This is a genomic window from Streptomyces ipomoeae 91-03, from assembly GCF_000317595.1.
GTDB classification, from domain to species: Bacteria; Actinomycetota; Actinomycetes; order Streptomycetales; family Streptomycetaceae; genus Streptomyces; species Streptomyces ipomoeae.
This window is the reverse complement of the sequence record NZ_AEJC01000325.1, coordinates 1-23,220: the sequence shown is the minus strand read 5'-3', so window position 1 is coordinate 23,220 and position 23,220 is coordinate 1. Positions and strand designations below refer to the sequence as shown.

The following is a 23,220-nucleotide window of genomic DNA, read 5'->3' as shown; positions in this document are numbered from 1 at the left end:
TGTCGATGTGGGCGGTGACCCCTGAGTTCATGACGTTCGCCCCCTGCTGTGGTCCCTGTGGTGGTGGGCTCGCATGTCCGGGTGGCTCGCACGCTTTTGGGTGGGCTCGCACCAGCGAGCGTATCGCCTTGGTGACGGCAGTCAACAGTTCGCGATAGCCTCGACAGTGGCCCAAGGGGGAAGAGGGGACGGCAATGACCGCATTCTCGCTCGAACCGGCGCAACTCGCCTGGTGTGCCCCTTGGGCGGGAACCGTCCTAGCCGAGGACCCGGCCCACCTCGATCCGGTCGATGTTCGGCGCCCAGGCGCTCGCGTTGCCGAACGTGACCTTGTTGACGCCCTTCTTCAGGTCGACGGGGACGCCGAGCGTCCAGTAGTCGTCCCAGCTCCAGGTGTTCTTGAAGGTGACCTTCCGGGGCTCCCCGGCGCCGACCGTGATGTCCGCCGTACGGGACATGATGTCCGTGTTGTAGGCGTGGCCGTTGTCGCGGCGGTCGTTGTGCGCGTAGTGGACGACGAGGACGTAGCGCCCGGCGGTGGGCGCGTCCACCGTGAACTCGGCGGTGCTGTCCGCGCTGTTGCCGAGCCAGCCGATGTACGAGCCGGCGGAGGCGTACGGCGAGTCGACGAGCTTGGCCCCACCGGTGAGGGTGGCCGCGGCGCCCTCGTAGGAGAGGGTGCCGGTGGCCGAGCCGTCGCCGGTGACGTCGAGAGAGCGTACGGCGGCGTTCCGAGCCGTCACCTCGACGCGGTTGTTGCCCGCGACGAGGTACAGCTTCAGCGGGCGGCCCGGTACCGCCGCCACCGTCTGCCCGTGCAGGACGAGCCGCACCGGCGCCGACGACCTCGGCACGACCCGGTAGTAGCCGTCGCGCGGGGCGTACACGTCGAAGACCGCCTTGTCTCCGGAGCGCAGCACGAGCGCGCCGGTGCCGACGCCGGCCGACGAGGAGTAGTCGTACGACGGCCTGCCGCTGATGTCGGCGAGCGTGGCCTCGTACGAGGCGGAGGGCTCGGCGGTGCGGGCGGTGAGGTCGATCCGGTCGAGGGTGACCTCGGCGGCGCCCTTGGCGAGGGTCAGGACGTGGGTGCCGGCCGACAGCTCGACGCGGACGTCCTTCTTGGCGTTGTAGGTCCAGTTCTCGGTGGACGGATAGGTCACCGTGACCGGGTCGCCGCCGTCGACGGACAGCTGCTGCGTGGCCGGGGTGCCGGACTGGTTGCCGTACAGGATCGCCAGGTCGTACGTGCCGTCCTTCGGGACCGACACGGTGAAGGCGACCTTGCTGGTGGGCTGGTTGAGGGAGCCGACGTCCTTGGTGCCGGAGGCGGCGTAGCCGTTGGCGTTGCCGACGGTGCCCTGGGAGTAGACCTTGCCGTCGGTGATGGCGGCGTCCTCGGCCTCGTAGGAGGCGGTCCAGGGGACGGACGGGGTGGCCTGGGTGCCGGAGCCGCCGGGGGTGAGGACGACGCGGTAGGCGGACATCTTGTGCAGGCCGCGCAGCGGGACGGTCACCGTGCCGTCTTCGGCGATCCTCACCTTCGTACGGCTGAGGACTCGGGGCGCCGCGTGCTGACCCTCGTATCCGGACCAGGCGGCCTCGGCGACGGTCGCGGTGACCGTACGGCCGAACAGCGACCGGGAGATGTTCTCGACGACGACGTCGGCGTCACCGGCGGAGCCGCCCAGCAGGACCTGGGCCTGGCGGCGGGAGGTGTCGAGGGAGGCGAGGCCCTGGAGGGTGTCGATGGTGTTGGGCTGCGGCGGGGTGACCTTGACGGTGTCGCCGGTCAGACCCGCGTACCAGCGGAAGAACCACCAGCCGCCGTTGGGGATGTTGGAGCGGACGACATGTCCGCTGAGGTTGCCGGCCGCGTCCCAGTAGGCCGCGTTGGCGTACACCTTGTTCCTCTCGAACATCGAGACCCACTGGACGAGCTGGCCGGGGACGGAGAGGTCGCGGCGGTTGGCGTACTCGTCGATGTTGATCTTCAGCGGGGCTATGCCCGCTTCCCGCTCCAGGGCGCGGTAGTCGTCGTAGTGGGCCTGGAAGTCCTTGAGGGAGCCGGAGCCCAGCTCGTGCCAGGTCATGATCTGGGGCAGGACGTTCTCGCGCTTGGCGAAGGCGAGGAAGTCCTTCAACAGGCGGGTGTGGTACGCGGCTTCGTTGGGGCCGGCGATGCGGGCGTCGGGGTCGATCGCGCGGATGCGCTCGTACACCGTCTTCCAGTCGCGGAAGAACCGGTCGCGGTTGGCCTCGTATGTCGCCTGGTCCTCGACGCCGAGCTTGTACCAGATCTGGTCGGGCTCGTTGAACGGGATGTAGACGAAGCGGTCGCTGTTCGGGTCGGCCGACACCTCCTTGACGATCTTGTCGACCTTGGGGAGGTAGTCGTCGATGCCGAGGTCCTCGTACGGCCACTTGGCGTAGATGTCCTGCATCATCACGTTGATCTCGCCGCCGCCGTTGCGGAAGAACGACTTGGAGACGGTGAGCGCGTCGCCGTTGGGATGCTGGGCGCCACCCTCCGGCTTCTGCGAGACGCTGGTGATCTTCAGCGGGGCCAGGGCGGCGTCGCCGGGCACTCCGTCGTCGCTGAGCCCGTACAGCGAGCCGTTGGCGCCGAGCATCACCGGCCCTTCGGACGCGGAGAGGTCGACGGTGAGACGTTGCGGGTCGGCCGCTGCCGCCGCTGATCCCGCTGCGGGGAGGGTGCCTGCCATGGCGGTTGCTCCAAGTACGGCTGTCACAAGGGTGGTTCTGATACGGGATCTCGTGCGGGTGGGGGTGATCACGCTGCTGGACCTCCGGTCATTTGACGGCTCCACTGGTGATTCCGGACACGATCTTTCGCTGGCCGACGAGGAACACGGCGACCATCGGCAGGCTCATCACCACGACGTACGCGAAGACGAGATGCCAGTTGTTGAGGTAGAGCTGGGCGCTGGCGACCTTGTAGAGGTTGAGCGGGAGGGTGGCCCGGTCGCCGCCGCCGAGGACGAAGAAGGCGTAGAAGATGTCGCTCCAGGCGTAGAGCATCACCATGATCGTGGCGGTGGCGATGACGGGCCTGAGCAGCGGAAGGACGATCCGTACGAAGATCCGGGACGGTGTGGCCCCGTCGATCCGGGCGGCCTCCTCCAACTCCATCGGGATGGCGCGGATGAAGCCGGTCATGAAGAAGATCGACGTGGACAGGTACATCCCGGTGTAGACGGCGATCATTCCTGGCCGGGTGTTCGCGAGGCCCAGCTGGCGCAGCTCCATCACGATGGTGATGACGGCGGGCGGCAGCAGCAGTCCGCTGACGCAGAGCGCGTACGCCGCCGAGACCAGCCTGGACTTGCGGCGCGCGAAGACCCAGGCGGCGCCCGCCCCGAGGATCAGCACGAGGACCACCGAAGGGACCACGACGAGCAGGGAGTTGAGGAGACCGCGCAGCATCTCGCCCTGCGCGACGGCGTCCTGGTAGTTGGCGCCGGGCTGCCAGTGCCGAGGCAGGTCCAGATTCGGCTTGATGGCCTCCGCCTGCGGCTTGGCGGAGGTGACGAGGACCAGCCAGAGCGGGACGCCGACGGCGAGCCCGGCGAGGAGGACGACGAGGACGGGACGGGCGTACCGCCACGCGCGCGTGCTGCTCCCCACCGGTCGTGCGCAAGACGTGCTCACAGCAGCTGCTCCCTTCGCCGCAGGCCCATGACCAGCGGGATCGCGACCGCGACCACCACCAGGAAGAGGACGAGACTCATCGCGGAGGCCTGCGCGTACAGGCCCTGGCCGAAGATCCGGAACATGTAGATGTTGAAGACCTCGGTGGACGCGGCGGGCCCGCCGCCGGTGGTGGCCTGCACGATGTCGAAGGTGTTCATCGAGCCGATGAGCGCCGTGGTGACGTTGAAGGTGACGGCCGGTGCGAGCATCGGCCATCGCACCGACCAGAAGGTCCGCCAGGGCCCGGCCCCGTCCATCCGCGCGGCCTCCAGCATGTCCCCCGGGATGCCCTTGAGCCCCGCCAGATAGATCAGCATCGACAGGCCCATCCACTTCCAGCCGTGGATGAGGGTCACGATGACGAGCGTCCAGGTCGTCGAGCCCAGCCAGGGGATGTCGGTGCCCAGCACCGCGTTGACGGCGCCGTCCTGGTCGAGGAGGGCCTGGAAGACATAACCGGTGGCCAGGGCCGAGATCAGCACCGGGAGGAAGAACACGGCACGGAAGAACCGGTTGAAGCGGGTGTCGTCCTCCAGCAGCAGGGCCAGTACCAGCCCGAAGCCGTTCTGGAAGAGGGCCGCCAGCAGGGCGTACAGCAGGGTCGTGCGGATGGCGCGGACGAGGGTGCCGTCGTCGGCGACGGTCCGGAAGTTGTCGAGGCCGGTGAAGGCGATGTCCGCGTGGTACGAGGACCAGTCGGTGAACGGGTAGTAGAAGTTGAGCAGATTGGGCACCAGGAAGAAGCCCGCGAAGACGACGATCGCGGGGAGCGCGAACCACCAGGGGTGGTGCACGGCCGCGCGCGGGAGCCGCCCGACCTTCTTGGGTCCGCCTTTCACCGGTACCGGTTTTTGCTTGCGCGTACGTATCGCCGTGTCCGCCATGGGTGGTCGCCGCCCCGTCGTCGTCTAGAAACCGGGCGCGCCCTGGGCCTTGGCCACCTGCGCGAACTGGTCCTGGATGGCCTGGGCGACCTGCTGCGGGCTCTTCTTGTCGTAGAGCATGTCGGCGAGGTAGAGGTGGGTGTCCGGGGCGACGACGGCCTTGGCCTGGAAGACGCCGATCGCCGTGGGCAGGGCCGCGACCTGGGCCTTCGAGGTCTGCGGGAGCCCGTCCGGGGTGGGCACGGAGGGCTGCACGGACGGGATCTTCATGGTCTTGATGTAGTCGGGGTAGTCCGGGCCGAGCCAGAAGGCGAGGAACTGCCGGGCCGCGTTCTGCCGCTTCTCGTCACCCGTCTTGAAGGCGACCACGCCGTTGGTCTGGTCGGGCGAGTACATGCCGGTGGCGGAGGAGTTGGCGATCGGGAACCAGCCGATCTTCTCGTCGATCTCCTCGGTGGAGTACTTGGCCTGCAACTGGCTCTGGAAGGAGGTGACGTTGAGGACCATGCCGACCTCGCCCTTCCACAGCGCGTCGGCCTGCCCGGTGAACGTGCCCGTCCTGTAGTTCTTCTGGGCGAGCCCGGCGTCGAGCAGCTTCTCCTTGTACTTCTTGATCGCGCCGACGACGACCGGGTCGGTCCACTTCTCCTTGTTCTCGTTCAGCCCCGCCCACCACTGCTTGTCCAGGTCGGTGAGCTGGACCTGCATCTGCCACTGCAACGGCCACTTGTCGCCGCCGGCCTCGTAGAAGGCGGCGGCGTCGGTCTTGTCGACGACCTTGTGCCCGAGGGCCAGCAGCTCGTCGTACGACTTCGGGAAGTCCCGCTCGCTCAGCCCGGCCGCCTTGAAGACGTCCTTGTTGTAGTAGACGCCGAGCATGGCGGGGCTGGTGACGATCGCCGCGTACCGCTTGCCGTCGATGATCCCGAGCGACTTCTCGGTGTCGCCGAGCCTGGACTCCCACTCCTCCCCGTCGAGGGTGAGCAGATTCTGCTTCGGCTGGATGAAGGGGAGCGTGGAGATCGACGGCTGCCAGAACATCAGGTCGGGGCGGTCGCCGGAGGCCAGCTTGGTCGGCACGTTCTGCTCGTACAGATCCGGGACCGCCTGGGTCTCCACCTGGGCGCCGGTGGCCTTCTCGAAGGCCTCGATGACCTGCTTGGGCGCATTGACGGTGTTCTGCGCCGTCCACATGGTCAGCTTCACGCCGTCGAGACGGGCCGTCGGGTCGACCGCCGTCTTCTTGGCGTCCGAGCCGGAGGCGCCGGCGTCCCCGGCGGTCGGGTCGCTGCACGCGGTGCCGGCCAGACCGACGGCACATATGAGGGCCAGGGCGGGGAGAGCTCTTCTGTACATGCACGTGCCTTTCGAGAACGGGGTGGTTCAGGGCAGAGCAGGATTCGGAGCGTGTCGGCGCGGTGGGGTCGGAGCTCCTTGTCGAGCGGGGTTCGGGAGCGTGTGCTCGGCCAGGACGAGTGGGGACGGGGGCGATGGTCAGGCGTGGCCCGGCGGTGGCCCCGCGCTCTCCCGCACCACCAGTCGCGGTACGGACACCGGATGCGGGGCGATCTGCGCGGACTCCTCCAGCACACCGTGCAGCAGGGCGAACGCGGCCCGCCCGAGGCCGGTGAAGTCCAGGCGTACGGTCGTCAGGGACGGGGTCAGATACGCGGAGTGCGGGGCGTCGTCGAACCCGGCCACGCTGACCTCGCCCGGAACGGAACGGCCGGCCTCGTGCAGCGCGCGCAGCACACCGAGGGCGAGGTCGTCGTTGCCGCACAGGATCGCGGTGACGGCCGGGTCCTTCGCGAGCCTCAGCCCCGCCGAGTGACCGACCGCCGGCCCCCAACCGCCCCGCAACGGGCGGGGTTCGGGCGCTCCGGCCTCCTTCAGCGCCTGCCGCCAGCCGGTGGTACGGGCGCTGGTGCGCCGGGTGCTGGACGGGATCGCGACGTAGTGCACGGTCTCGTGGCCCAAGGAGAGCAGATGCCGGGTCACCTGGTAGGCGGCCTCGCGGTCGTCGGTCCACACCCAGGGCTGGTCGCCGCCGGGTGGACTGGCCGGGGTCTCGACGACGCCGACGACCGGCAGTCCGGCGGGGACGGCACCGAGGGCCGCGACACCGGCCGGATCGTAGGCGATCACGATCAGACCGCCGCCCGCGTCCGCCGCCCGCCGCACCTCGGCGGCGACGGCGGCTTCCTCCGCCGACTCCAGGACCCCGATCCCGACCGCGTACGACGCCGCCCGCGCCGCCTCCTCGATGCCCTGGAGGATCGAGGCATAGCCGTAGTGCGTGGTGTTCGCGGTCAGTACGGTCACACCCCGGCTGCGCCCGCTGGCCAGCGCGAGCGCGGTGGCGTTGCGGCGAAACCCCAGCTCGTCGATGGCGGCCAGCACCCGCTCCCGGGTGGACTGCTTGACGCTGGGGTGGTCGTTGATCACCCGGGAGACCGTCTGGTACGAGACTCCGGCGGCGGTCGCCACATCCCGGATGCTCGCCGGACGCCTTGTGTGACCGGTCACATTCATGCCAAGATTGTGACCGGTCACACAGGGCACGTGGAGGGAACGCGACGAGGGATTCACACGGGCGCCTCCGACGAGGGGGCGCGTTGGACGAGACAGCTCAGGAGGGGGCGGCACCTTGACCGGTATGGCGGAGGGGGACTTGAGCGGTACGGCCGAGGGGGCGGCGAGCGGTTCCGACTCCCGGCGGACGGTGTTCACCTGGGGCCACTCGGCGATGGAGGCGGCGTTCGCCACGGCGGCCGACGGGACTCTGCGGTTGGTTCGGCTGGCGGCCCCCGGGGACGTGGGGAACCTGGGGGATGCGGTGCCCTCCGGGGACGCGGGGGGCCTCGGGGATGCGGTGGCCACCGATGACGCGGTGGACCCGGAAGTGGCTCTCCCGCTGGTCGAGTTGACGGCGGTCGGCCATGGCAGTGGCTGGTCCGGGCCTCGGTTCACCGGTACGGCTCTCGGGGCGCGGCTCGTGTATCGGGGGCACCGGAGCGGTGAGCGCGGCGCAGATGCCGACGGTGGTGACGGTCCCGGCGGCGGGTGGGAGTGGCTGACCGTCGAACTCCACGACCCGGCCACCGGGTTGACCGCGTTCGTCGAACTGTCCTCACCCGTCGGAGTGCCGGTGCTGCGCTCCCGGGTCCGGCTGCGCAACGACGGCACGGAACCCCTCGTCGTCCAGTCCGTCAGCAGTCTGTTGCTCGGCGGGCTGCCCGCTCCGGGAGTGCTGGACGTGCACCGGGCCCGCAACGACTGGCTCGCCGAGTGCCGTTGGTACGCCGAGCCGCTGCGGGACACGGTCGCCGACATCAGCGTGGACGTCCACCAGCACGACAGCCGGGCGGCGCTCATCCTCACCGGGCGCGGCAGTTGGCCCAGCGACGGCCATCTGCCGATGGGGGCGCTCACGGAACGGGGCGGGGCCGGGCGGGCCTGGGTGTGGCAGGTGGAGTCCCCGGCCGGCTGGCGCTGGGACCTGGGCGAACGGGCACACGGCACGTACCTCGCCGTGAACGGCCCGACCGACGCCGAGCACCAGTGGCGGGTGCGGCTGGCGCCGGGCGAGGAGTTCACGACGGTGCCGGCGGCGCTCGCCCTCGGCTCCGGGTTCGACGCCGCGATGGGCGCCCTGACCTCGTACCGCCGAGCCGTCCGCCGTCCCCACCCGGACCACGAGGGGTTGCCGGTCGTCTTCAACGACTACATGAACACCCTGATGGGCGACCCGACGACGGAGAAGCTGCTGCCGCTGATCGACGCGGCGGCGGACGCGGGCGCCGAGTACTTCTGCATCGACTCCGGCTGGTACGACGACTCGGTCGACGGCGGCTGGTGGGACGGCGTCGGCGAATGGCTGCCGTCCCCGCGCCGCTTCCCCGACGGCGGGATCCGGGCGGTCCTGGACCGGATCCGGGAACGCGGCATGGTGCCCGGTCTGTGGCTGGAGCCGGAGGTGGTGGGCGTACGCAGCCCGATCGCGGCCGAACTCCCCCCGGAGGCCTTCTTCCGACGCGACGGAGTACGCCTCACCGAACAGGGCCGCCACCAGCTGGACCTACGGCACCCCGCCGCCCGGGCCCATCTCGACAAGACGGTCGACCGGATCGTCGGTGGCTGGGGCGTCGGCTACCTGAAACTCGACTACAACATCGTCGTCGACCCGGGCACCTGTGCCCCCGGCGACATCGCGCCAGGCGCCGGCCTCCTCGGCCACGCCCACGCCTATCTGGACTGGCTGTCCGGCGTACTGGACCGCTACCCGCGCCTGGTCATCGAGAACTGTGCCTCGGGCGGCATGCGCATGGACGCCGCCACCCTCTCCACCGCCCAACTCCAGTCCACCAGCGACCAGCAGGACCCGCTCCGCTACCCGCCGATCGCCGCCGCCGCGCCCACAGCGGTCCCACCGGAACAGGGCGCCGTCTGGGCGTACCCGCAGCCCGAACACGACGACACCCTGATCACCTTCGTCCTCGGCACAGCCCTCCTCGGCCGCGTCCACCTCTCGGGCCATCTGAACCGCATGTCCGAGCACCAGCTCGCCCTCGTGCGCGACGCGTTGGCCACGTACAAGGACATCCGGGGGGACCTCGCGCGCGCCGTGCCCTTCTGGCCGCTGGGCCTACCGGGCTGGACGGACGAGTGGCCGGCCCTGGGGCTGCGGGTACCGGGCGGGGCGTCGTACCTGTCGGTGTGGCGCAGGGGTGCGGAGCCCGAGGTCCACGTGCCCGTGAGGCACTTGGCCGGACGCGACATCCGGACGGAGATCCTCCACCCGTCCCCCGCGGCCACCACCGGCTCCGCGACCTGGGACGGGGAGGGCCTGCGGGTCTCGCTGCCGCAGACCCCTGGCGTGCTGCTGATCCGGCTCACACCGGAGACCGGGTCCTAGTCACGGCACGTAGGCCCCGGGCCGGTGCCGCGTGGGGGTACGGCACCGGCCCGGGGGGTGGGGTCAGCTGCTGCTGACGGTCAGGTTGTTGGTGACGAAGTCGAGGCCGCCGTTGGAGGAGGTGACCTCGAAGCCGAACTGGACGTCACCGATGGTTTCGTTGCCCATCCAGCCCTTGGTGTCCTTGATCCACTTCAGGATGGGAAGGATCTGGACCGTGCCGGAGGTGGAGTCGGAGGTGCGGAGGAAGGAGAAGACGTCCCAGTAGGTGCCGTCGGAGCGGTAGGCGCGGCCCTTGTAGACGTTCCAGCTGTGCCCGCCGAGCGTCACGCTCTGTTGGAAGGTGCCGAGGGCGCCGACGTCCCCGTTGTAGTTGACCCAGAGCATGGTCTCGTAGTCGTAGTCCGTGTCCCAGATGTCGTACGACGAGTTGTACGAGCCCGAGGACGGGACCGTGACGTTGTAGCTGCTGTTGAGCGAGCCCAGCGAGGTGATCGTCTTGTTGATCACCTTCTTGGAGTTGGGGTAGGACTTGATGCCGCCGGTGTTGGGGTGGTTGGCCCAGACACCCCAGTTGGTACCGGAGTTGGCCCAGATGCACTGGCTGCCGGCGCCGGAGCCCCAGATGTTGTTGTAGAGCGTGTAGCCGTTGAGGCTGGTGTTGCCCCACTGGTCGCAGGAGTTCCAGACGGCGGCCGAGGCGGGGGCGGCGGCGAGGCCGACGGTGGCGCCGAGCGCGAGGGCCGGAGCCAGCAGGGCCTTGCCGATCCTGCTCAGCGTGCGGTTGCGGGTGCGTGTTGCCATGGTGTCCCTTCCATGGGTGGGGGGAATTGCGGGGGGGGAGAGAGCTACCGCGGCCCCAGGGTGAGGTCGCGGTCTTCTCCGGCGACGAGGTCGAGCGGTTCGGCGCCGGTGGAAGTTCGGAGTTCGACACGACAGGTCCGCATCGGGCGTACGACCGCCGTCGCGCCGTCGGGGGTCCAGGTCAGGTCGACCGTCGCCCCGAACCGGGTGCGTACGCCCCTGATGGCGCCCCTGGGGTACGCGTCCGGCAGTGCGGGCAGCAGGACCAGCCGGTCGGGGGTCGACTGGACCAGGGCCTCGATGACCACGGCGGGGAGCGCGTGGGCGGCGTCCGCGTTGTAGACGTCGAGGTGGGGGTAGTGCGAGGTCATCAGGGAGGCGTGGAAGAAGTCTCCCTTGAGGACCTGGCCGAGCGCGTGCGCCACCCGGTCGCCGTCGCGCAGGCGCGCCGCGACCAGGGCGTGGTGCAGATGGCCGTGCGCCGAGTCGTTCTCCGCGCCCCGGAGTTCCAGCGCGCGGTGTGCCGCCGCCGCGAGGTCCGGGGTGTCGTACGGGGTGATCTCGTCGAGCGGCCAGACGCCGTACAGATGGCTGAGGTGCCGGTGGTCGTACGTCTCCGCCAGCCCCGGCCATGCCCACTCCGCCAGCGCCCCGTCCTCGTTCACCCGGTGCGGCGGAAGCCGATCGGCCAGGGCGCGCCAGCGGTCGGCCTCGGCTGAGCCGGGGTGGTACTCGGCGGCGGTCAGCAGCGCGTGGCGGGCGGCGGAGAGATCCATCGCCGCGTTGATCGCGCCCCAACTGGCGTTCGCCGGGCGGTTCTCCGGCGAGTAGGAGGGGACGACGACCACATGTCCGTCGTCGTCGGTCCGGGTGAGGAAGTCCTCGTAGAACCGGGCCACTTCGGCGAGCGCGGCGGCGGTGCGCGGGTCGCGCTCGCCGTGTGTGTCGTCGTGGTCCACCAGCGGCTTCAGCAGCCAGTCGGCACCGGCGGTCCAGAGGTGGTGGGGGTACTCGCGGCTGTAGTGGTACGTGTGCCCGCTCTCCCCGTCGGTGTGCGACGGAGCGACCACGCCCCGCGCCCCGAAGATCGCCCGCGCGTTCTCCCGCCAGTCCGCGAGCTGCCCGTGCACGAGGTTCGCGTGCGCGTCGGTGACCTCGGGCAGGGCTCCGGCCGCGGCGGACGCCGTCTGGAGGTTGAGGTTGGCGTTGGTGGTGAACGCCCCCGACCAGGCCGTGTTCCAGTCGCCGGTCCACAGCCCCACGAGGCGGGGCGGGAGGACACCGCTGGAGGAGAGCAGGTGGTAGCGGCCGGCGGCGAAGAGGCGTTCGAGGAGGGCGGGGCTGCCGTGGCTGTGGACGAGCCGGGAGCCGGGCAGGGCGCGCTCGTCGGCGTCGGCGTCCAGGGTGAGGGAGGCCCGGGTGTAGGCGGGGCGGTGCAGGTCGACGTGGCGTTCCAGCAACGACGCGTACGGCTCCGCCCCCTCCCCCGGCAGCAGCTCCCGCAGCCCTTCTCCCTCGGCCAGGGCGTCCAGTTCGCCCGTGTGGCGGCGTACGCGGGTGAGCAGCAGCACCGACTGGGCCCGTTCGACGCGCAGACCGGGCGGGGTGAGGGTCGTACGGCCGCCGGTGACGAGCGCGAGGGTCGTACCGGTGTAGCCGCGGTCGCTGCCCGGGTAGCGACCGCGCAGGGTCAGCAGTGCGCCCTCGGAGGTGAGGACCGCGCCGTGTCCCACCGCCAGGTCCGGGGGCGCCCCCGGGAGGCGGTGGTCGAGGTCGATGTCCAGGGTGAGCCGTGGGCCGGTGACGTACTGGACGATCACGTCGTCCGCGCGCGAGACGAAGACACGGCTGCGCCGGCCCTCGCACTCCGCCTCGACGACCCCGGTGGTGAAGTCGACCGACCGCCGATAGCCCCGCCGCTCCCGCTCCGCCCGCCGCAGCCGCACCTGGAAGCCGGGGTGGAACGGCTGCACCCACTGCAGCCCCCGGCCGTCGGTGAAGTCCTCGGCGGCGGTCGGTTCCCCCGCGAGCAACCGGTCCTGGAGGGACCGCAGTTCGGCGGCGAGCCTCGGCGGTCTGGCGGTCTCGCCTCCGTTGGGCCGTACGAGGGTGTGATGGGTGACGATGACGCGGTCGTCGTTCGGATCACCGAACACCATGGCGCCGTGGTGGCCGTTGCCGCTGAGGAAGGCGTCCTCCCAGCGGGTGGCGGGGGCGGGTTCCCAGGTGCCGTGCTGTGTGGGCGTGGCGGTCGTGGTCATGGCCCGAGCACCGCCACGCCGTATCTGCCGAGCGACAGCGAACCGGTGACCGTGGCCCCTGTCAGCAGGTCGCGGTGGGTGCCCGGCACGTCGACCGTGACCTCCTCCCGGCCGTGGTTGAGGACGAACAGCACGTCACCGCGTCGTACCGCCTCGACCCCGTCGGGCAGTCCGTCGAGGACCGGCCGCACCCCCGCGTCGGCCGCCACTCGCGCCAACAGCCCACGCAACGCCGCCGGTTCGGGCAGCGTGGAGACGTACCAGGCGCGCCCCTTCCGCAGCACCGCCGGAAGACCGTCGAGCTCACCGCCCTTGTACGGGACGACCTCGTCCGCGTCCCCCGCCTCGATCTCCTCGGACCACAGCGTGCCCCGGAAGGCACCCTGAGGGCCGTCGCACTCGACGTCCTCCCCCGCGTCCAGCGGCCACCACTCGTGCAGCGTGCGGATGCCGAACAGGTCGCGCAGCCGTACGTCCATGCCGCCGGGCCGTACCCGGTCGTCCTCGTCGGCGATGCCGGTCAGGAAGCCGCAGACGAGGGTGCCGCCGCCGCGCACGTAGGCGAGGAGGTTGTCGATGGCGGCGTCCGTGAGCAGGTACAGCTGGGGTACGACGACGAGCTTGTACGCGGCGAGATCATGCTCGAGGTGGGCGAACGCGGTGGTGAGGTGTGCCTCCCAGAGGGCGCGGTGCCAGGACCGTACGACCTGCGCGAAGTCCACCTCGGACGACAGCCGGCCGTCGTGCGCGCCGGCCCACCAGGAGTGCCAGTCGAACAGCAGGGCGACGTCGGCGGCGATGTGCCGGCCCGCCACCTCGCCGCCGATGGTGGCGAGCTCTGCGCCCAGCCGCTTGACCTCCTGGTACGTGCGCCCCTGTTCGCCCGCGTGGCCGACCATGCCCGAGTGGAACTTCTCCGCGCCCTGCCGGGACTGCCGCCACTGGAAGTAGCAGACGGCGTCCGCGCCCCGGGCGACGGCCTGGAGGGACCAGAGGCGGTTGAGGCCCCGGGGCTTGGGGTGGTTGACACCGCGCCAGTTGACGGGGCCGGCGGCCTGCTCCATGAGCATCCAGGGGCCGCCGCCCGCCTGTGAGCGCGTCATGTCCTGGACGAGGGCGCCGTTCTGGGCGCCGAGCGGGTCACGCGGGTCGGGGTAGATGTCGACCGAGACGACGTCCTCCTCCTCGGCCCACCGCCACGCGTCCTGGCCCACCCACATCGGCATGAAGTTGGTGGTCACCGGGATGTGCGGGGTGTGCCGGCGGACGATGTCGCGCTCGGCGAGGTAACACTCCAGCAGCGCGTCGGACGTGAACCGTTTGAAGTCCAGCACGTGCGTCGGGTTCTTCATGTAGTGGGCGCGGCGCGGCGGCAGGACCTCGTCCCAGTCGCCGTAGGCCTGGCTCCAGAAGGCCGTGCCCCATGCCTCGTTGAGGGCGTCGAGCGTGTCGTACCTGCGCCGGAGCCAGCCGCGGAAGGCGGTCGCGGCCTCGTCGCCCCAGTCGTAGGTGCAGTACTCGTTGTTGATGTGCCACATCGTGAGGGCCGGGTGGCTGCCGTAGCGGGCGGCCAGGTCCTCGGTGATGGCGGCGGCGTAGCGGCGGTACGTGGCACTGGAGTGCGCGAAGTGCTGGCGGGAGCCCCACCACTCGATCCGGCCGTTCTCGTCGCGCGGCAGCGTCTCGGGGTGGAGGTGGCCCATCCAGGGGGGTGGGGAGGAGGTGGGCGTGGCCAGGACGACCCCGATGCCGCCCGCGTGCATCAGGTCCATCAGCCGGTCCAGCCAGCCGAACTCCCTCGCCCCCGGCCGGGGTTCCAGCTTCGCCCAGGAGAAGACGCCGAGGGTGACGGAGTTGACGCCGGCCTCCTTCATGAGGCGTACGTCGTCCTGCCAGACCTCCTCGGGCCACTGCTCGGGGTTGTAGTCACCGCCGAAGAGGATGCGGCCACGCGTGGCGTCGTTCAGACTCGGCTGGGTGGGGCCTGGCATCAGACCGGCTCCCCGTACTGAATGCCGCGCCCGTTCGTGGCCAGGTACACGCGGCCGTAGACGCGCGGGTCGCCGATGACGACCTCGCCGATCCAGCCCCACTGATGGGCGTCGTCGTTGATGCGCGTCCATGTCTTCGCGCCGTCGTCCGAGCGGTAGACGGCGGTGATGGCCTCGGTGGAGCCGACCTGGTAGATCGCCGGATAATCGGCGCCGTCGGCGGCCTTGCCGAAGCCGAGGGTGTACGAGGCCCAGCAGCTGTCGATCTTCGAGAAGGTGACCCCGCCGTCGGTGGACCGGTACAGCCCGTTCCACTTCACGCTCAGCCACAGGTCGCCGGTGCGTCCCGGGGCCGCGACCAGCTTGAACTGGCTGTCGCCCTTGGGCAGCCCGGTCGCACGGGCCGTGAACGAACGGCCACTGTCAGTGCTGGCGTATAGCGTTCCCGTGTCGGTGTCGAATGCGTAGAAGAGCGTCGGGTCGGCCGGGTCGGCGACCGGCGTGGCGCCCTTCGGGAAGGAGGAGACCTCGGACCAGGTCGCGCCGTTGTCGGTGGAGCGATGGGCTGCGTACTTCGTGCCGTCCCAGTGCACGAAGGACCACAGCAGCACGCTGCCGTCGGCGTTGGTGGCGATCGGCCCCGGTGCGTTCTTGGCGATGTCGGGCTGGGCCGCGAAGGGCGCCCAGGTCCGGCCCCCGTCGTTCGAGTAGGCGCCGTTGCCGTTGTCGCCCCAGCCGGTGCGGACCACGTACGACGGCTTCGCCGAGGCCTGCGCGAGCCCCGTCGCCGACCCGAACACGGGGTTCGACGCCATGCCGCGCGACGGAGACGCCGTGAGCCGTTCGTGGTACATCGTTCCGATGTCCCCGGACCCGCTCAGCAGATGCGCCTCTCCGACCGGAGGCGAGATCAGCTGGCGCACGGACGTCTCTTCCAGACCACGGATCTGCGGGGCCCAGCGCTTGAGGTCGCGGGTGCCGTAGAGGGTCGCGCCGGTGCCGTACACGATGTGCTTCGAGTCGTACGGGTCGAGCGCCAGCGCCTGGATCCACCAGCCGAACTTCGGCTTGTCAGCGCCCCACTTGAGGTAAGGAGTCTCGGATACGTCGAACACAGCGGAGTCCTTGAGGGACGTCCAGGTACGGCCACCGTCGGTGGACCGGTACACGGTGTCGATGTCCGCCCAGCGGTTGTTGGTGGAGACGACCACCGTGCCCGGGCGGCAGGCGTCGACGGCGACCCCGCCGTAGCCGAAGGTGTCGGCGGAGCCTCCCCCAGTCGTGGTGCCACCCGGCTTCACCGGGGTCACCTCGGTCCACTTGCCGCTGGTGGTGCGCAGCTTGTGCACGCTGCCGTCGGACTGGCCGTTGGGGCCGGGCGCGTTGGCGTACGTCACGTACAGCTCGCGGGTGTGCTTGTCGTACGCGGCGCGGATCGGGACCTTGGCGGCAGCGCCGGTGGGCCGGCCGGGGACGGCTTCCCAGGTGGTGCCGTCGCTGGTGCGGTAGAGGTTCGCCGTCGCGGACGTGCCGTCACCGTCGCCCCAGCCGGCGTAGAGGGTGCGTCCGGCGGCGACGAGGAGGGTGACGCCCTGCCCGTTCGCGCTCGCCTTGCCCGGGAAGCCGGTCGCCGCCGTCCAGGTGGCGCCCCGGTCGGTCGACTTGAGCAGGCCGTCGTGTCTGGTGCCGAGCCACAGGGTGTCACTGTCACGCGGGTCGACGAGCAGCCGCTCGCCCGTGCCCCGGCCGTCCTCGTTGGCGCCGAGCTTCACGGTGAGGTCGGTGCGGGCCCAGGTGGCGCCGCGGTCGTCGGAGCGGAGGATCGCGCCGTTGCCGGCCCAGGACTGGGCGTAGGTGCCGAGGGCGAGGTAGAGGCGGTCGGGGTGGGCGGGGTCGACGGCGATGGCCTCCACGCCGAGGAGGTTCCAGTCGTCCCAGCCGAGGTGGTCGGTCAGCGGGGTCCAGCGGGCCTCGCGGTCGTCCCAGCGGTAGGCGCCGCCCATGTCCGTGCGGGCGTAGGCGAGGCCTCGTACGGCGGGGTGGAAGAGGACGCCGGTGACGAAGCCGGTGCCGCCGATCACGGCGTTGCGCCAGCGATAGCCTCCGGTGGTCCTGGCGGCCCGGGGTTCCGCGGCCCGGGCCGGGGTGCCCAGCGCGGGGAGGCTGGTGAGTGCGGCGGCGGCCGCCGTCCCGGCGAGTACGGTGCGGCGGCTCGGCTGGGGGGTGCGCATGACATACCTCGTTTTACGGGGAGGGGTGCGAGTTCGGTCGTCTGAGAGCTCGGTCGATGCGGTTTGTCGGCGACCGCGGGTGGTGTGGGGCTGGTCGCGCAGTTCCCCGCGCCCCTCGAAGGCGCGGCCCGACTGCCGAAGGCGCCCTGCGACATCGTGCCGCTGGGGCCCGCCGTGCCCGGCCGGGTGACAGGCACGGCCGGGCACGGCGGGGTTCGGAGGGGGTGCGGGGAGGGGTGCCGTGGGGGTGCGGCGTGGGGGTTCAGCCCTTGACCGCGCCGGTGAGCATGCCCTTCTTGAAGTGTTTCTGGACGAAGGGCGAGAGGACCGCGACCGGGAGCAGGGCCATCACCATGACCGCCATCTGGATCGCGAGCGGGGAGAGCTGGCCGGTGTTGATCTGGGCGGAGAGGCCGACCGGGCGTTCCTGTTTCTGGACGAGCTGGATCATGACGTTCTGCAGCGGCATCATGTCCTGGTCGGTGAGGTAGATGGAGGCGTTGAACCACGCGCTCCAGTAGCCGACCGCGTAGAAGAGGGCGATGACCGCGAGGACGGCCCTCGACAGCGGCATCACGATCTTCCACAGGATGCGCCAGTCTCCGGCGCCGTCGATGCGGGCGCTGTCGATCAGCTCCGGAGAGATGCCCATGAAGAACGAGCGCAGGACCAGGATGTTGAAGACGCTCACGGCACTGGGGAGGATCAGCGCGAGGTAGGTGTCGGTGAGGCCGAGGGCCTGGACCAGCAGATAGGTCGGGATGAGGCCGGCGCCGAAGAACATCGTGGCGAGCAGGGTCATCAGGATCCAGCGGTGGCCGAGAGAGCCGACGCGGGAGAGACCGTAGGCGCACAGGACCGAGACGGTCATGCTGAACAGGGTGCCGACGAGCGTGACGCCCACGCTGACCAGCGCCGCCGTCTGGACCTGGCCGCCGCCGAGGAGTTCCCGGTAGGCGACGAAGGTGATGCTCTTGGGGATGACGACCAGACCGCCGGCCTCGTCGATGGTCTTCTTCGTCTGGAGGCTGGTGACGATGACGATCCAGAGGGGGAAGAGGATCGCGAAGCAGGCGAAGCCCAGGGCGATGGCCTTGCCCGCGAGTCCCGCCTTGGCGGGTTCTTCCTCCCAGACCGGGCGGGGCGGCGCGGCCCAGCGGCTCGGCTTCTTCGCCGTGGGCCGCCGGTCGGCCGGCTCGGCCGTGTTGTCGAGGAGTGCGCTCATTTCTTGTACACCCCCTGCTCACCCATGAGATGGGCGACCTTGTTGGCGATCAGGACCAGTGCGAGGCCGACCACGCCCTTGATGAGGCCCGCGGCGGCGGCGTAGCTGAAGTCCTGGTTGCGGATGCCGTTCCACCACACATAGGTGTCGAGGACGTCGGAGGCGTCGACGCCCACGGCGGAGCGTTGGAGCAGTAGTTGTTCGAAGCCGACGGTGAGGGCGTCACCGACGCGCAGCACCAGGAGGAGGGCGATCACCGGGCGCAGGGCGGGCAGGGTGACGTGCCACATGCGCCGCCAGCGACCGGCGCCGTCCATGGCGGCGGCCTCGTAGAGGTCGGTGGAGACGGAGGAGAGCGCGGCGAGGAAGACGATGATGCCCCAGCCTGCGTCCTTCCAGATCATCTCGACCGTGACCAGGTACTTGAAGGTCTCCGGGTTGGTCATCAGGTCGAAGCCCTCGACGCCGTGCTGGCGGAGGGTCTGCGCGATGATGCCGGCGCCGCCGAAGATCTGCATGAACACGGTGACGACGAGGACCCAGGAGAAGAAGTGCGGGAGGTACATCACCGCCTGGGCGACCGCCCGGACCCGGGGCCTGACCACGCTGTTGATGAGCAGCGCGAGGAGGATCGGGACCGGGAAGAACAGCACGAGCTGGAGGATGAACAGCACGAAGGTGTTCTGCACCGCGTGCCAGAAGGCCGAGTCCGCGAAGATCCGCTCGAACTGCTCCAGGCCGACCCAGGGGCTCTCCAGCATGGCCACGAAGCCGTTTTCGCTGAGGTAGGGGTCGTAGTCCTGGAAGGCGACCACATTGCCGAGGATCGGTATGTAGTTGAAGACCAGGATCAGCAGGATCGCCGGCAGCGTCATCAGGATCAGCGTGCGGTCACGCCGGAATCTGAGCCGCAGACTCAGTCTGCCCCTGCGCTTGTCGCCCCGGGGCCGGGATCCGGTGGCGTCGCCTGATGCCACCGGGGTGTTCTCGGGGGTCTTCGCCTCGGCCCTGGGCCGGGGCACCGTGCTGTGGGACACGGTGTTCTCCTTGCCTCAGCCCCGGGTCAGTTCGCCGAGCCGGTCTCGTCGAGCAGCTTCTTGTACCAGTCGCGCAGGTCGTCGCCGCCCTTGCTCTTCCAGTCGGCCACCGCCTGCTGCATGTCGCTGATCTTCTTCCGGCCGCGCACGACGTCGTCCTCCAGCTGCTCGAAGTTGTCGGCGAGGTTGGCCCAGCGGTTGGGTTCGGTGACGGTCAGTCCGAAGAAGGAGGTCTTCTTGGTGAAGGCGCCCATGCGCTGCTGCCACTCGACGATGCCCTTGGTGACCTCGGGCAGATCGACGTAGGCGACGTACGGGGCGGGATTGCCGGTGTAGTCGTAGGCGCCGTTGACCTCGTTGATGCCCTGGGTGGTCTTGACCGGCAGGCCCTTCTTGGTCTCGTAGTCCGTGCCGTCGACGCCGTAGGAGGTGAGCATGAACTCCTTGGTGCCGTAGGGCGCGGCACAGAAGTTGCAGAGAGCGAGGAAGTCCTCGATCTGCTGCTTGCTCGCCTTCTTGCTGATGAAGGTGAAGATGCCGGCCGGCTGGTCCGCCCAGAGCGTCGGGTCGCCGCCGTCGGGACCGAAGTAGTCGAACGCGGCCATCTCGAAGTCGCTTTTCCGGGTGCCCTGTTCGGCCGTCTTGCCCCACCAGTCGGAGATGTTCTGGCTGTAGACCAGCACCTCCCCGGCGGTGAACCGGTTGCCCGCGAGGCCTCCGGCCTTGACGTTGAGGGCGTCCGGGTGGACCACGCCGGCCGCGTAGAGCTTGCGCGTCCACTCCAGCGCTTCCAGGAACTCGTCGGTCTCGACACGGTTGACGAGCTTGCCGTCGACCATGTTCCACCACAGCGCCTTGTCGCCGCCGGGGAAGACGCCGTAGATGTGCAGCGCCGCCCATTTCATGTCGTCGCAGGCCCAGAGCTTGGACTTGGCGTCGGTGGCCTCCTTCGCCCAGGACAGGAACTCGTCCGGGCTCGTCGGGACGCCGTAGCCCTTCTTCTCGAAGAGGTCCTTGCGGTACATGGGCGCGATGCCCGTGACGTACGGGGAGGGCATCGGGACCGCGCGCAGCTGGCCGCCGAAGATTCCGCGCTGCCAGGCCTCGGTGGGGACGGCCGCGAGGTTCGGGTACTTCTTGACCTTGTCGCCGGAGAGGTACGGGCCGAGGTCCGCGAACTTGGCGTTGATGGCGCTGGGTATGCGGCCCATCAGGTTCCAGGCGGGGACGACCACCACGTCGGGGATGTCGCTGGAGGCGAGGACCGCGCCGAGCTTCTGGTCGTAGGTGTTGCCGTCCTGGTTCTGCCAGGTGACCTCGACGCCGATGGCCTCGTTCATCGCCTTGTAGTAAGGGTTGTCATTCTTCGGCGGGGTGCCCCAGAACGGGGACATGATCTTCAGCTTGCCGCCGCTGCCGAGCTTCTTCGGGACCGAGGTCTTCAGATCGGCGGTGGCGATCGCCTTGGTGAAACCGGCCGGGGCGCCGTTCTTCGCCGGGATGTCGGGCGCCACGACGTTCGACGCGACGAACGTCGGAAGGATCTTCGCGGCGTCCTTCCCCGAGGTCGTGCCCTCCTTGCGGCCCTCCTGCGAGCCGCCGCAGGCGGACAGCAGGGGCACACCCCCCGCCACTACGGCGGCGGCGACCGCCGTGGAGGCGAGAAAACTTCTCCGGCTGGGCGCGGAGGAGGCGGAGTTCGGCGTCATTGCGTCAACCCTTCATGGCGCACACCAGGACACCCGGCGGTGGCCGTCGGCTGCGGTGTCGTGAGTGGAACTGGCTGTGCTGAAGCGATGGAACTGATGAACAACAGAGGGATGTGAGCACGCGAAGCGTTCCCTCCGTTGTCGAAGCGCTTCGATGTTGCTGCGAGGTTAAGTGAACGACCGGGGGTGCACAAGGGTCGATTCCAAGTTTCCTCCGAGGTGTGAACGACCGGAACACCCCCTTCCGACCCCCCTTACCTCGGCCAATATGACGGTGAGGAAACGGATCTGTTGCGCCTTGGTCTCTTGACACCCACCCCACGCTCGAATCAGCATCGAAGCGCTTCGAAAGCGCCTCGTCGCTCCACCGCAAAGGGATCCCCACGTGACCGCACAGACGCCGCCCACGCCCGCTTTCCGCGATCCGCAGCTGCCGCTCGCGAAGCGCATCGACGATCTGCTCCAGCGGCTCACCCCGGACGAGAAGATCGCCTTCCTGCACCAGTTCGCCCCCGCCGTCGAACGCCTCGGCATCGCCGCGTTCCGCACCGGCCAGGAGGCCCTGCACGGCGTCGCCTGGATGGGCCCGGCGACGGTGTTCCCGCAGGCCGTGGGTCTCGGCGCGACCTGGAACGAGAACCTCGTACGCCGGGTCGGCGAGGCCGTCTCCGCCGAGACCCGCGCCATGCGCGCCCGCGACGACCGCGTCGGCCTCAACGTCTGGTCCCCCACGGTCAATCTGCTGCGCCACCCGCTGTGGGGCCGCAACGAGGAGGGCTACTCCGAGGACCCCAGGCTGACCTCGGCGATCGCGACCGCGTACACCCGCGGCCTGCGCGGCGACCACCCCATGTACTGGCGCACGGCTCCCGTGCTCAAGCACTGGCTGGCGCACAACAACGAGACGGGCCGCGACGTCACGTCCTCCTCCGTCCGCCCCCGGGTGCTGCACGAGTACGACCTGCGTGCCTTCCGCGAGACGGTCGAGGCGGGCGCGGTGGCCGGCGTGATGCCCGCGTACAACCTGGTCAACGGCCGCCCCAACCATGTCTCGCCCTACCTGGCCGAGCACCTGCGCACCTGGACCGACGAGCCCCTGCTGGTCTGCTCGGACGCGGGCGCGCCGTCGAACCTCGTCGACTCCGAGCACTACTTCGACACCCACGAGGAGGCGACCGCCGCCGCGCTCCGGGCCGGCGTCGACAGCTTCACCGACCACGGCACGGACAGCTCCACGATCATCGGACGAATCCGGGGCGCCCTCGACCAGGGCCTGCTCACCGCCGACGACATCGACGAGGCCGTCCGCCGCCAGCTCTCGGTCCGCTTCCGCCTCGGCGAGTTCGACCCCGGGGCCGACCCGTACGCCGACACCAAGGACTTCGACACCCCGGCCCACCGCGCCCTCGCCCAGGAGGCCGCCGAGCAGGCCGTCGTCCTGCTCAAGAACGAGGGCGGCCTGCTGCCGCTGGCCGCCGACGCCCGGATCGCCGTGGTCGGTCTGCTCGCCGACGAGTGCAAGCTCGACTGGTACAGCGGCACCCTCATCCACCGGTCCACGCCCCTGGAGGGGCTGTACGACCGGTTCGGCGCCGAGCGCGTGACGTTCGCGGAGGGCGTGGACCGCGTACGCCTCAGGGCGCTGTCCACCGGCGCCTGCCTGTCCGTCCCGGAGGTCGCCGAGGCCGCCGACGAGGTGCGCGGCGCGGAGGGCGCCCTCGACCCGGCGCTGCTCGCCGGACGCACGGACCTGCCGCCGCTCACCACCGACCCGAACGGCACCGAACTCGCCCTCATCGACTGGGGCGAGGACCTGCTCACCTTCCGTGCGCCGGACGGCCGTTACCTCTCGGTCGCCGAGGACGGCTATGTCCGCGCCGCCGCCGACCAGCCGGGCGGCTGGGTGGTCCAGGAGACATTCCGCCTGGAACCTCACGAGAACGGTCACCTCCTCAAGCACACAGGGACAGGCCGGTACGTCACTGTCGCCGCCGACGGTGTGAAGGTTGCCGCCGAGAACCCGGAAGTCTTCGAGCTCATGGTGACCCAGCCCGGCGAGGAGGCCGTGAGCAGGGTCGCCGCCGAGGCCGACGTGGTCGTCGTGGTCGCGGGCAACGACCCGCACATCAACGGCCGCGAGACCGAGGACCGTGCCGGCCTCGCCCTCCCCGCCCACCAGGAGCGCCTGCTGCGCGCGGCCCGCGCCGCCAACCCGAACACCGTCCTGGTCCTGGTCTCGGCCTACCCGTACGCCGTCGACCACGCCGACCTGCCCGCCTCCCTGTGGACCGCGCACGGCGGCCAGGCCGCGGGCACCGCCCTGGCCCGCGTCCTCGCCGGCGACGTCTCCCCCGCCGGCCGCCTCCCGCAGACCTGGTACGCCTCCGACGCGGACCTCCCCGACCTCCTCGACTACGACGTGATCGGCGCCCGCCAGACGTACCTCTAC

General features: G+C 70.2%; 14 protein-coding genes. 2 read left to right on the top strand and 12 right to left on the bottom strand.

The genetic code is table 11. The annotated features are described in order from the left end of the window. Nucleotides 1–257 precede the first annotated feature (257 nt). The 5 genes from STRIP9103_RS21325 to STRIP9103_RS21305 all read right to left on the bottom strand — a co-directional run bounded on the left by STRIP9103_RS21325 (nt 258) and on the right by STRIP9103_RS21305 (nt 7,130). A complete protein-coding gene (locus STRIP9103_RS21325; protein ID WP_048820692.1) occupies nt 258–2,726 on the bottom strand; it encodes a carbohydrate-binding protein in 2,469 nt (822 codons plus the stop codon). Between the two features lie 88 nt (nt 2,727–2,814). Continuing rightward, entirely contained in the window at nt 2,815–3,648 is an 834-nt protein-coding gene (locus STRIP9103_RS21320; RefSeq protein ID WP_009316972.1) for a carbohydrate ABC transporter permease, read from the bottom strand. Nucleotides 3,649–3,668: 20 nt separating this feature from the next. Next, nucleotides 3,669–4,598 carry a carbohydrate ABC transporter permease gene (locus STRIP9103_RS21315; protein ID WP_009316966.1) on the bottom strand — a complete coding sequence of 310 codons (930 nt, stop codon included), beginning with the start codon at nt 4,596–4,598 and terminating at the stop codon, nt 3,669–3,671. A gap of 24 nt (nt 4,599–4,622) precedes the next feature. Beyond that, the gene (locus tag STRIP9103_RS21310) at nt 4,623–5,954 is read right to left on the bottom strand and encodes an ABC transporter substrate-binding protein (RefSeq protein ID WP_009316983.1); all 1,332 of its coding nucleotides are present in this window, start codon (nt 5,952–5,954) and stop codon (nt 4,623–4,625) included. A gap of 138 nt (nt 5,955–6,092) precedes the next feature. Beyond that, nucleotides 6,093–7,130, bottom strand: coding sequence for a LacI family DNA-binding transcriptional regulator (locus tag STRIP9103_RS21305; protein WP_048820693.1), 1,038 nt, complete (start codon nt 7,128–7,130; stop codon nt 6,093–6,095). A 124-nt stretch (nt 7,131–7,254) separates the two neighbouring features. Between STRIP9103_RS21305 and STRIP9103_RS21300 the strand changes: the two genes are divergently transcribed. Continuing rightward, nucleotides 7,255–9,513, top strand: coding sequence for a glycoside hydrolase family 36 protein (locus STRIP9103_RS21300; protein ID WP_048820691.1), 2,259 nt, complete (start codon nt 7,255–7,257; stop codon nt 9,511–9,513). Nucleotides 9,514–9,576: 63 nt separating this feature from the next. On the opposite strand, the gene STRIP9103_RS21295 is transcribed toward STRIP9103_RS21300, so the two are convergent. From STRIP9103_RS21295 to STRIP9103_RS21265, 7 genes are all read right to left on the bottom strand, one after another. Next, nucleotides 9,577–10,317 (bottom strand): glycoside hydrolase family 12 protein, encoded by a 741-nt coding sequence (locus tag STRIP9103_RS21295; protein WP_009316988.1) that lies wholly within the window; start codon nt 10,315–10,317, stop codon nt 9,577–9,579. 44 nt (nt 10,318–10,361) lie between these two features. Further along, nucleotides 10,362–12,578 (bottom strand): glycosyl hydrolase family 95 catalytic domain-containing protein, encoded by a 2,217-nt coding sequence (locus tag STRIP9103_RS21290; RefSeq protein WP_009316964.1) that lies wholly within the window; start codon nt 12,576–12,578, stop codon nt 10,362–10,364. Next, nucleotides 12,575–14,569, bottom strand: a complete 1,995-nt coding sequence (locus STRIP9103_RS21285; protein ID WP_009316974.1) for a beta-galactosidase — start codon at nt 14,567–14,569, stop codon at nt 12,575–12,577. The genes STRIP9103_RS21290 and STRIP9103_RS21285 overlap by 4 nt, the downstream gene beginning before the upstream one ends. Beyond that, nucleotides 14,569–16,800, bottom strand: coding sequence for a sialidase family protein (locus STRIP9103_RS21280; RefSeq protein WP_009316968.1), 2,232 nt, complete (start codon nt 16,798–16,800; stop codon nt 14,569–14,571). Before STRIP9103_RS21280 ends, STRIP9103_RS21285 begins: the two co-directional genes overlap by 1 nt. Before the next feature lie 262 nt (nt 16,801–17,062). Further along, entirely contained in the window at nt 17,063–18,025 is a 963-nt protein-coding gene (locus STRIP9103_RS21275) for a carbohydrate ABC transporter permease (RefSeq protein ID WP_009316990.1), read from the bottom strand. Beyond that, complete coding sequence (locus tag STRIP9103_RS21270) at nt 18,022–19,062, bottom strand: ABC transporter permease (protein WP_009316980.1); 1,041 nt, start codon at nt 19,060–19,062, stop codon at nt 18,022–18,024. Before STRIP9103_RS21270 ends, STRIP9103_RS21275 begins: the two co-directional genes overlap by 4 nt. Nucleotides 19,063–19,088: 26 nt before the next feature. Beyond that, on the bottom strand, nt 19,089–20,771 hold the full coding sequence (locus tag STRIP9103_RS21265; RefSeq protein ID WP_009316962.1) for an extracellular solute-binding protein: 1,683 nt from the start codon (nt 20,769–20,771) through the stop codon (nt 19,089–19,091). A 385-nt stretch (nt 20,772–21,156) separates the two neighbouring features. Between STRIP9103_RS21265 and STRIP9103_RS21260 the strand changes: the two genes are divergently transcribed. Then, the coding region (locus tag STRIP9103_RS21260) for a glycoside hydrolase family 3 protein (RefSeq protein ID WP_009316970.1) at nt 21,157–23,220 on the top strand (2,064 nt) is incomplete at its 3' end.

Excerpts from the sequence above, each read along its gene's own strand:
- STRIP9103_RS21325 (WP_048820692.1), bottom strand. The coding sequence starts at position 2,726 with ATGGCAGGCACCCTCCCCGCAGCGGGATCAGCGGCGGCAGCGGCCGAC.
- STRIP9103_RS21315 (WP_009316966.1), bottom strand. The coding sequence starts at position 4,598 with ATGGCGGACACGGCGATACGTACGCGCAAGCAAAAACCGGTACCGGTG.
- STRIP9103_RS21310 (WP_009316983.1), bottom strand. The coding sequence starts at position 5,954 with ATGTACAGAAGAGCTCTCCCCGCCCTGGCCCTCATATGTGCCGTCGGT.
- STRIP9103_RS21305 (WP_048820693.1), bottom strand. The coding sequence starts at position 7,130 with ATGAATGTGACCGGTCACACAAGGCGTCCGGCGAGCATCCGGGATGTG.
- STRIP9103_RS21300 (WP_048820691.1), top strand. The coding sequence starts at position 7,255 with ATGGCGGAGGGGGACTTGAGCGGTACGGCCGAGGGGGCGGCGAGCGGT.
- STRIP9103_RS21295 (WP_009316988.1), bottom strand. The coding sequence starts at position 10,317 with ATGGCAACACGCACCCGCAACCGCACGCTGAGCAGGATCGGCAAGGCC.
- STRIP9103_RS21290 (WP_009316964.1), bottom strand. The coding sequence starts at position 12,578 with ATGACCACGACCGCCACGCCCACACAGCACGGCACCTGGGAACCCGCC.
- STRIP9103_RS21285 (WP_009316974.1), bottom strand. The coding sequence starts at position 14,569 with ATGCCAGGCCCCACCCAGCCGAGTCTGAACGACGCCACGCGTGGCCGC.
- STRIP9103_RS21280 (WP_009316968.1), bottom strand. The coding sequence starts at position 16,800 with ATGCGCACCCCCCAGCCGAGCCGCCGCACCGTACTCGCCGGGACGGCG.
- STRIP9103_RS21275 (WP_009316990.1), bottom strand. The coding sequence starts at position 18,025 with ATGAGCGCACTCCTCGACAACACGGCCGAGCCGGCCGACCGGCGGCCC.
- STRIP9103_RS21265 (WP_009316962.1), bottom strand. The coding sequence starts at position 20,771 with ATGACGCCGAACTCCGCCTCCTCCGCGCCCAGCCGGAGAAGTTTTCTC.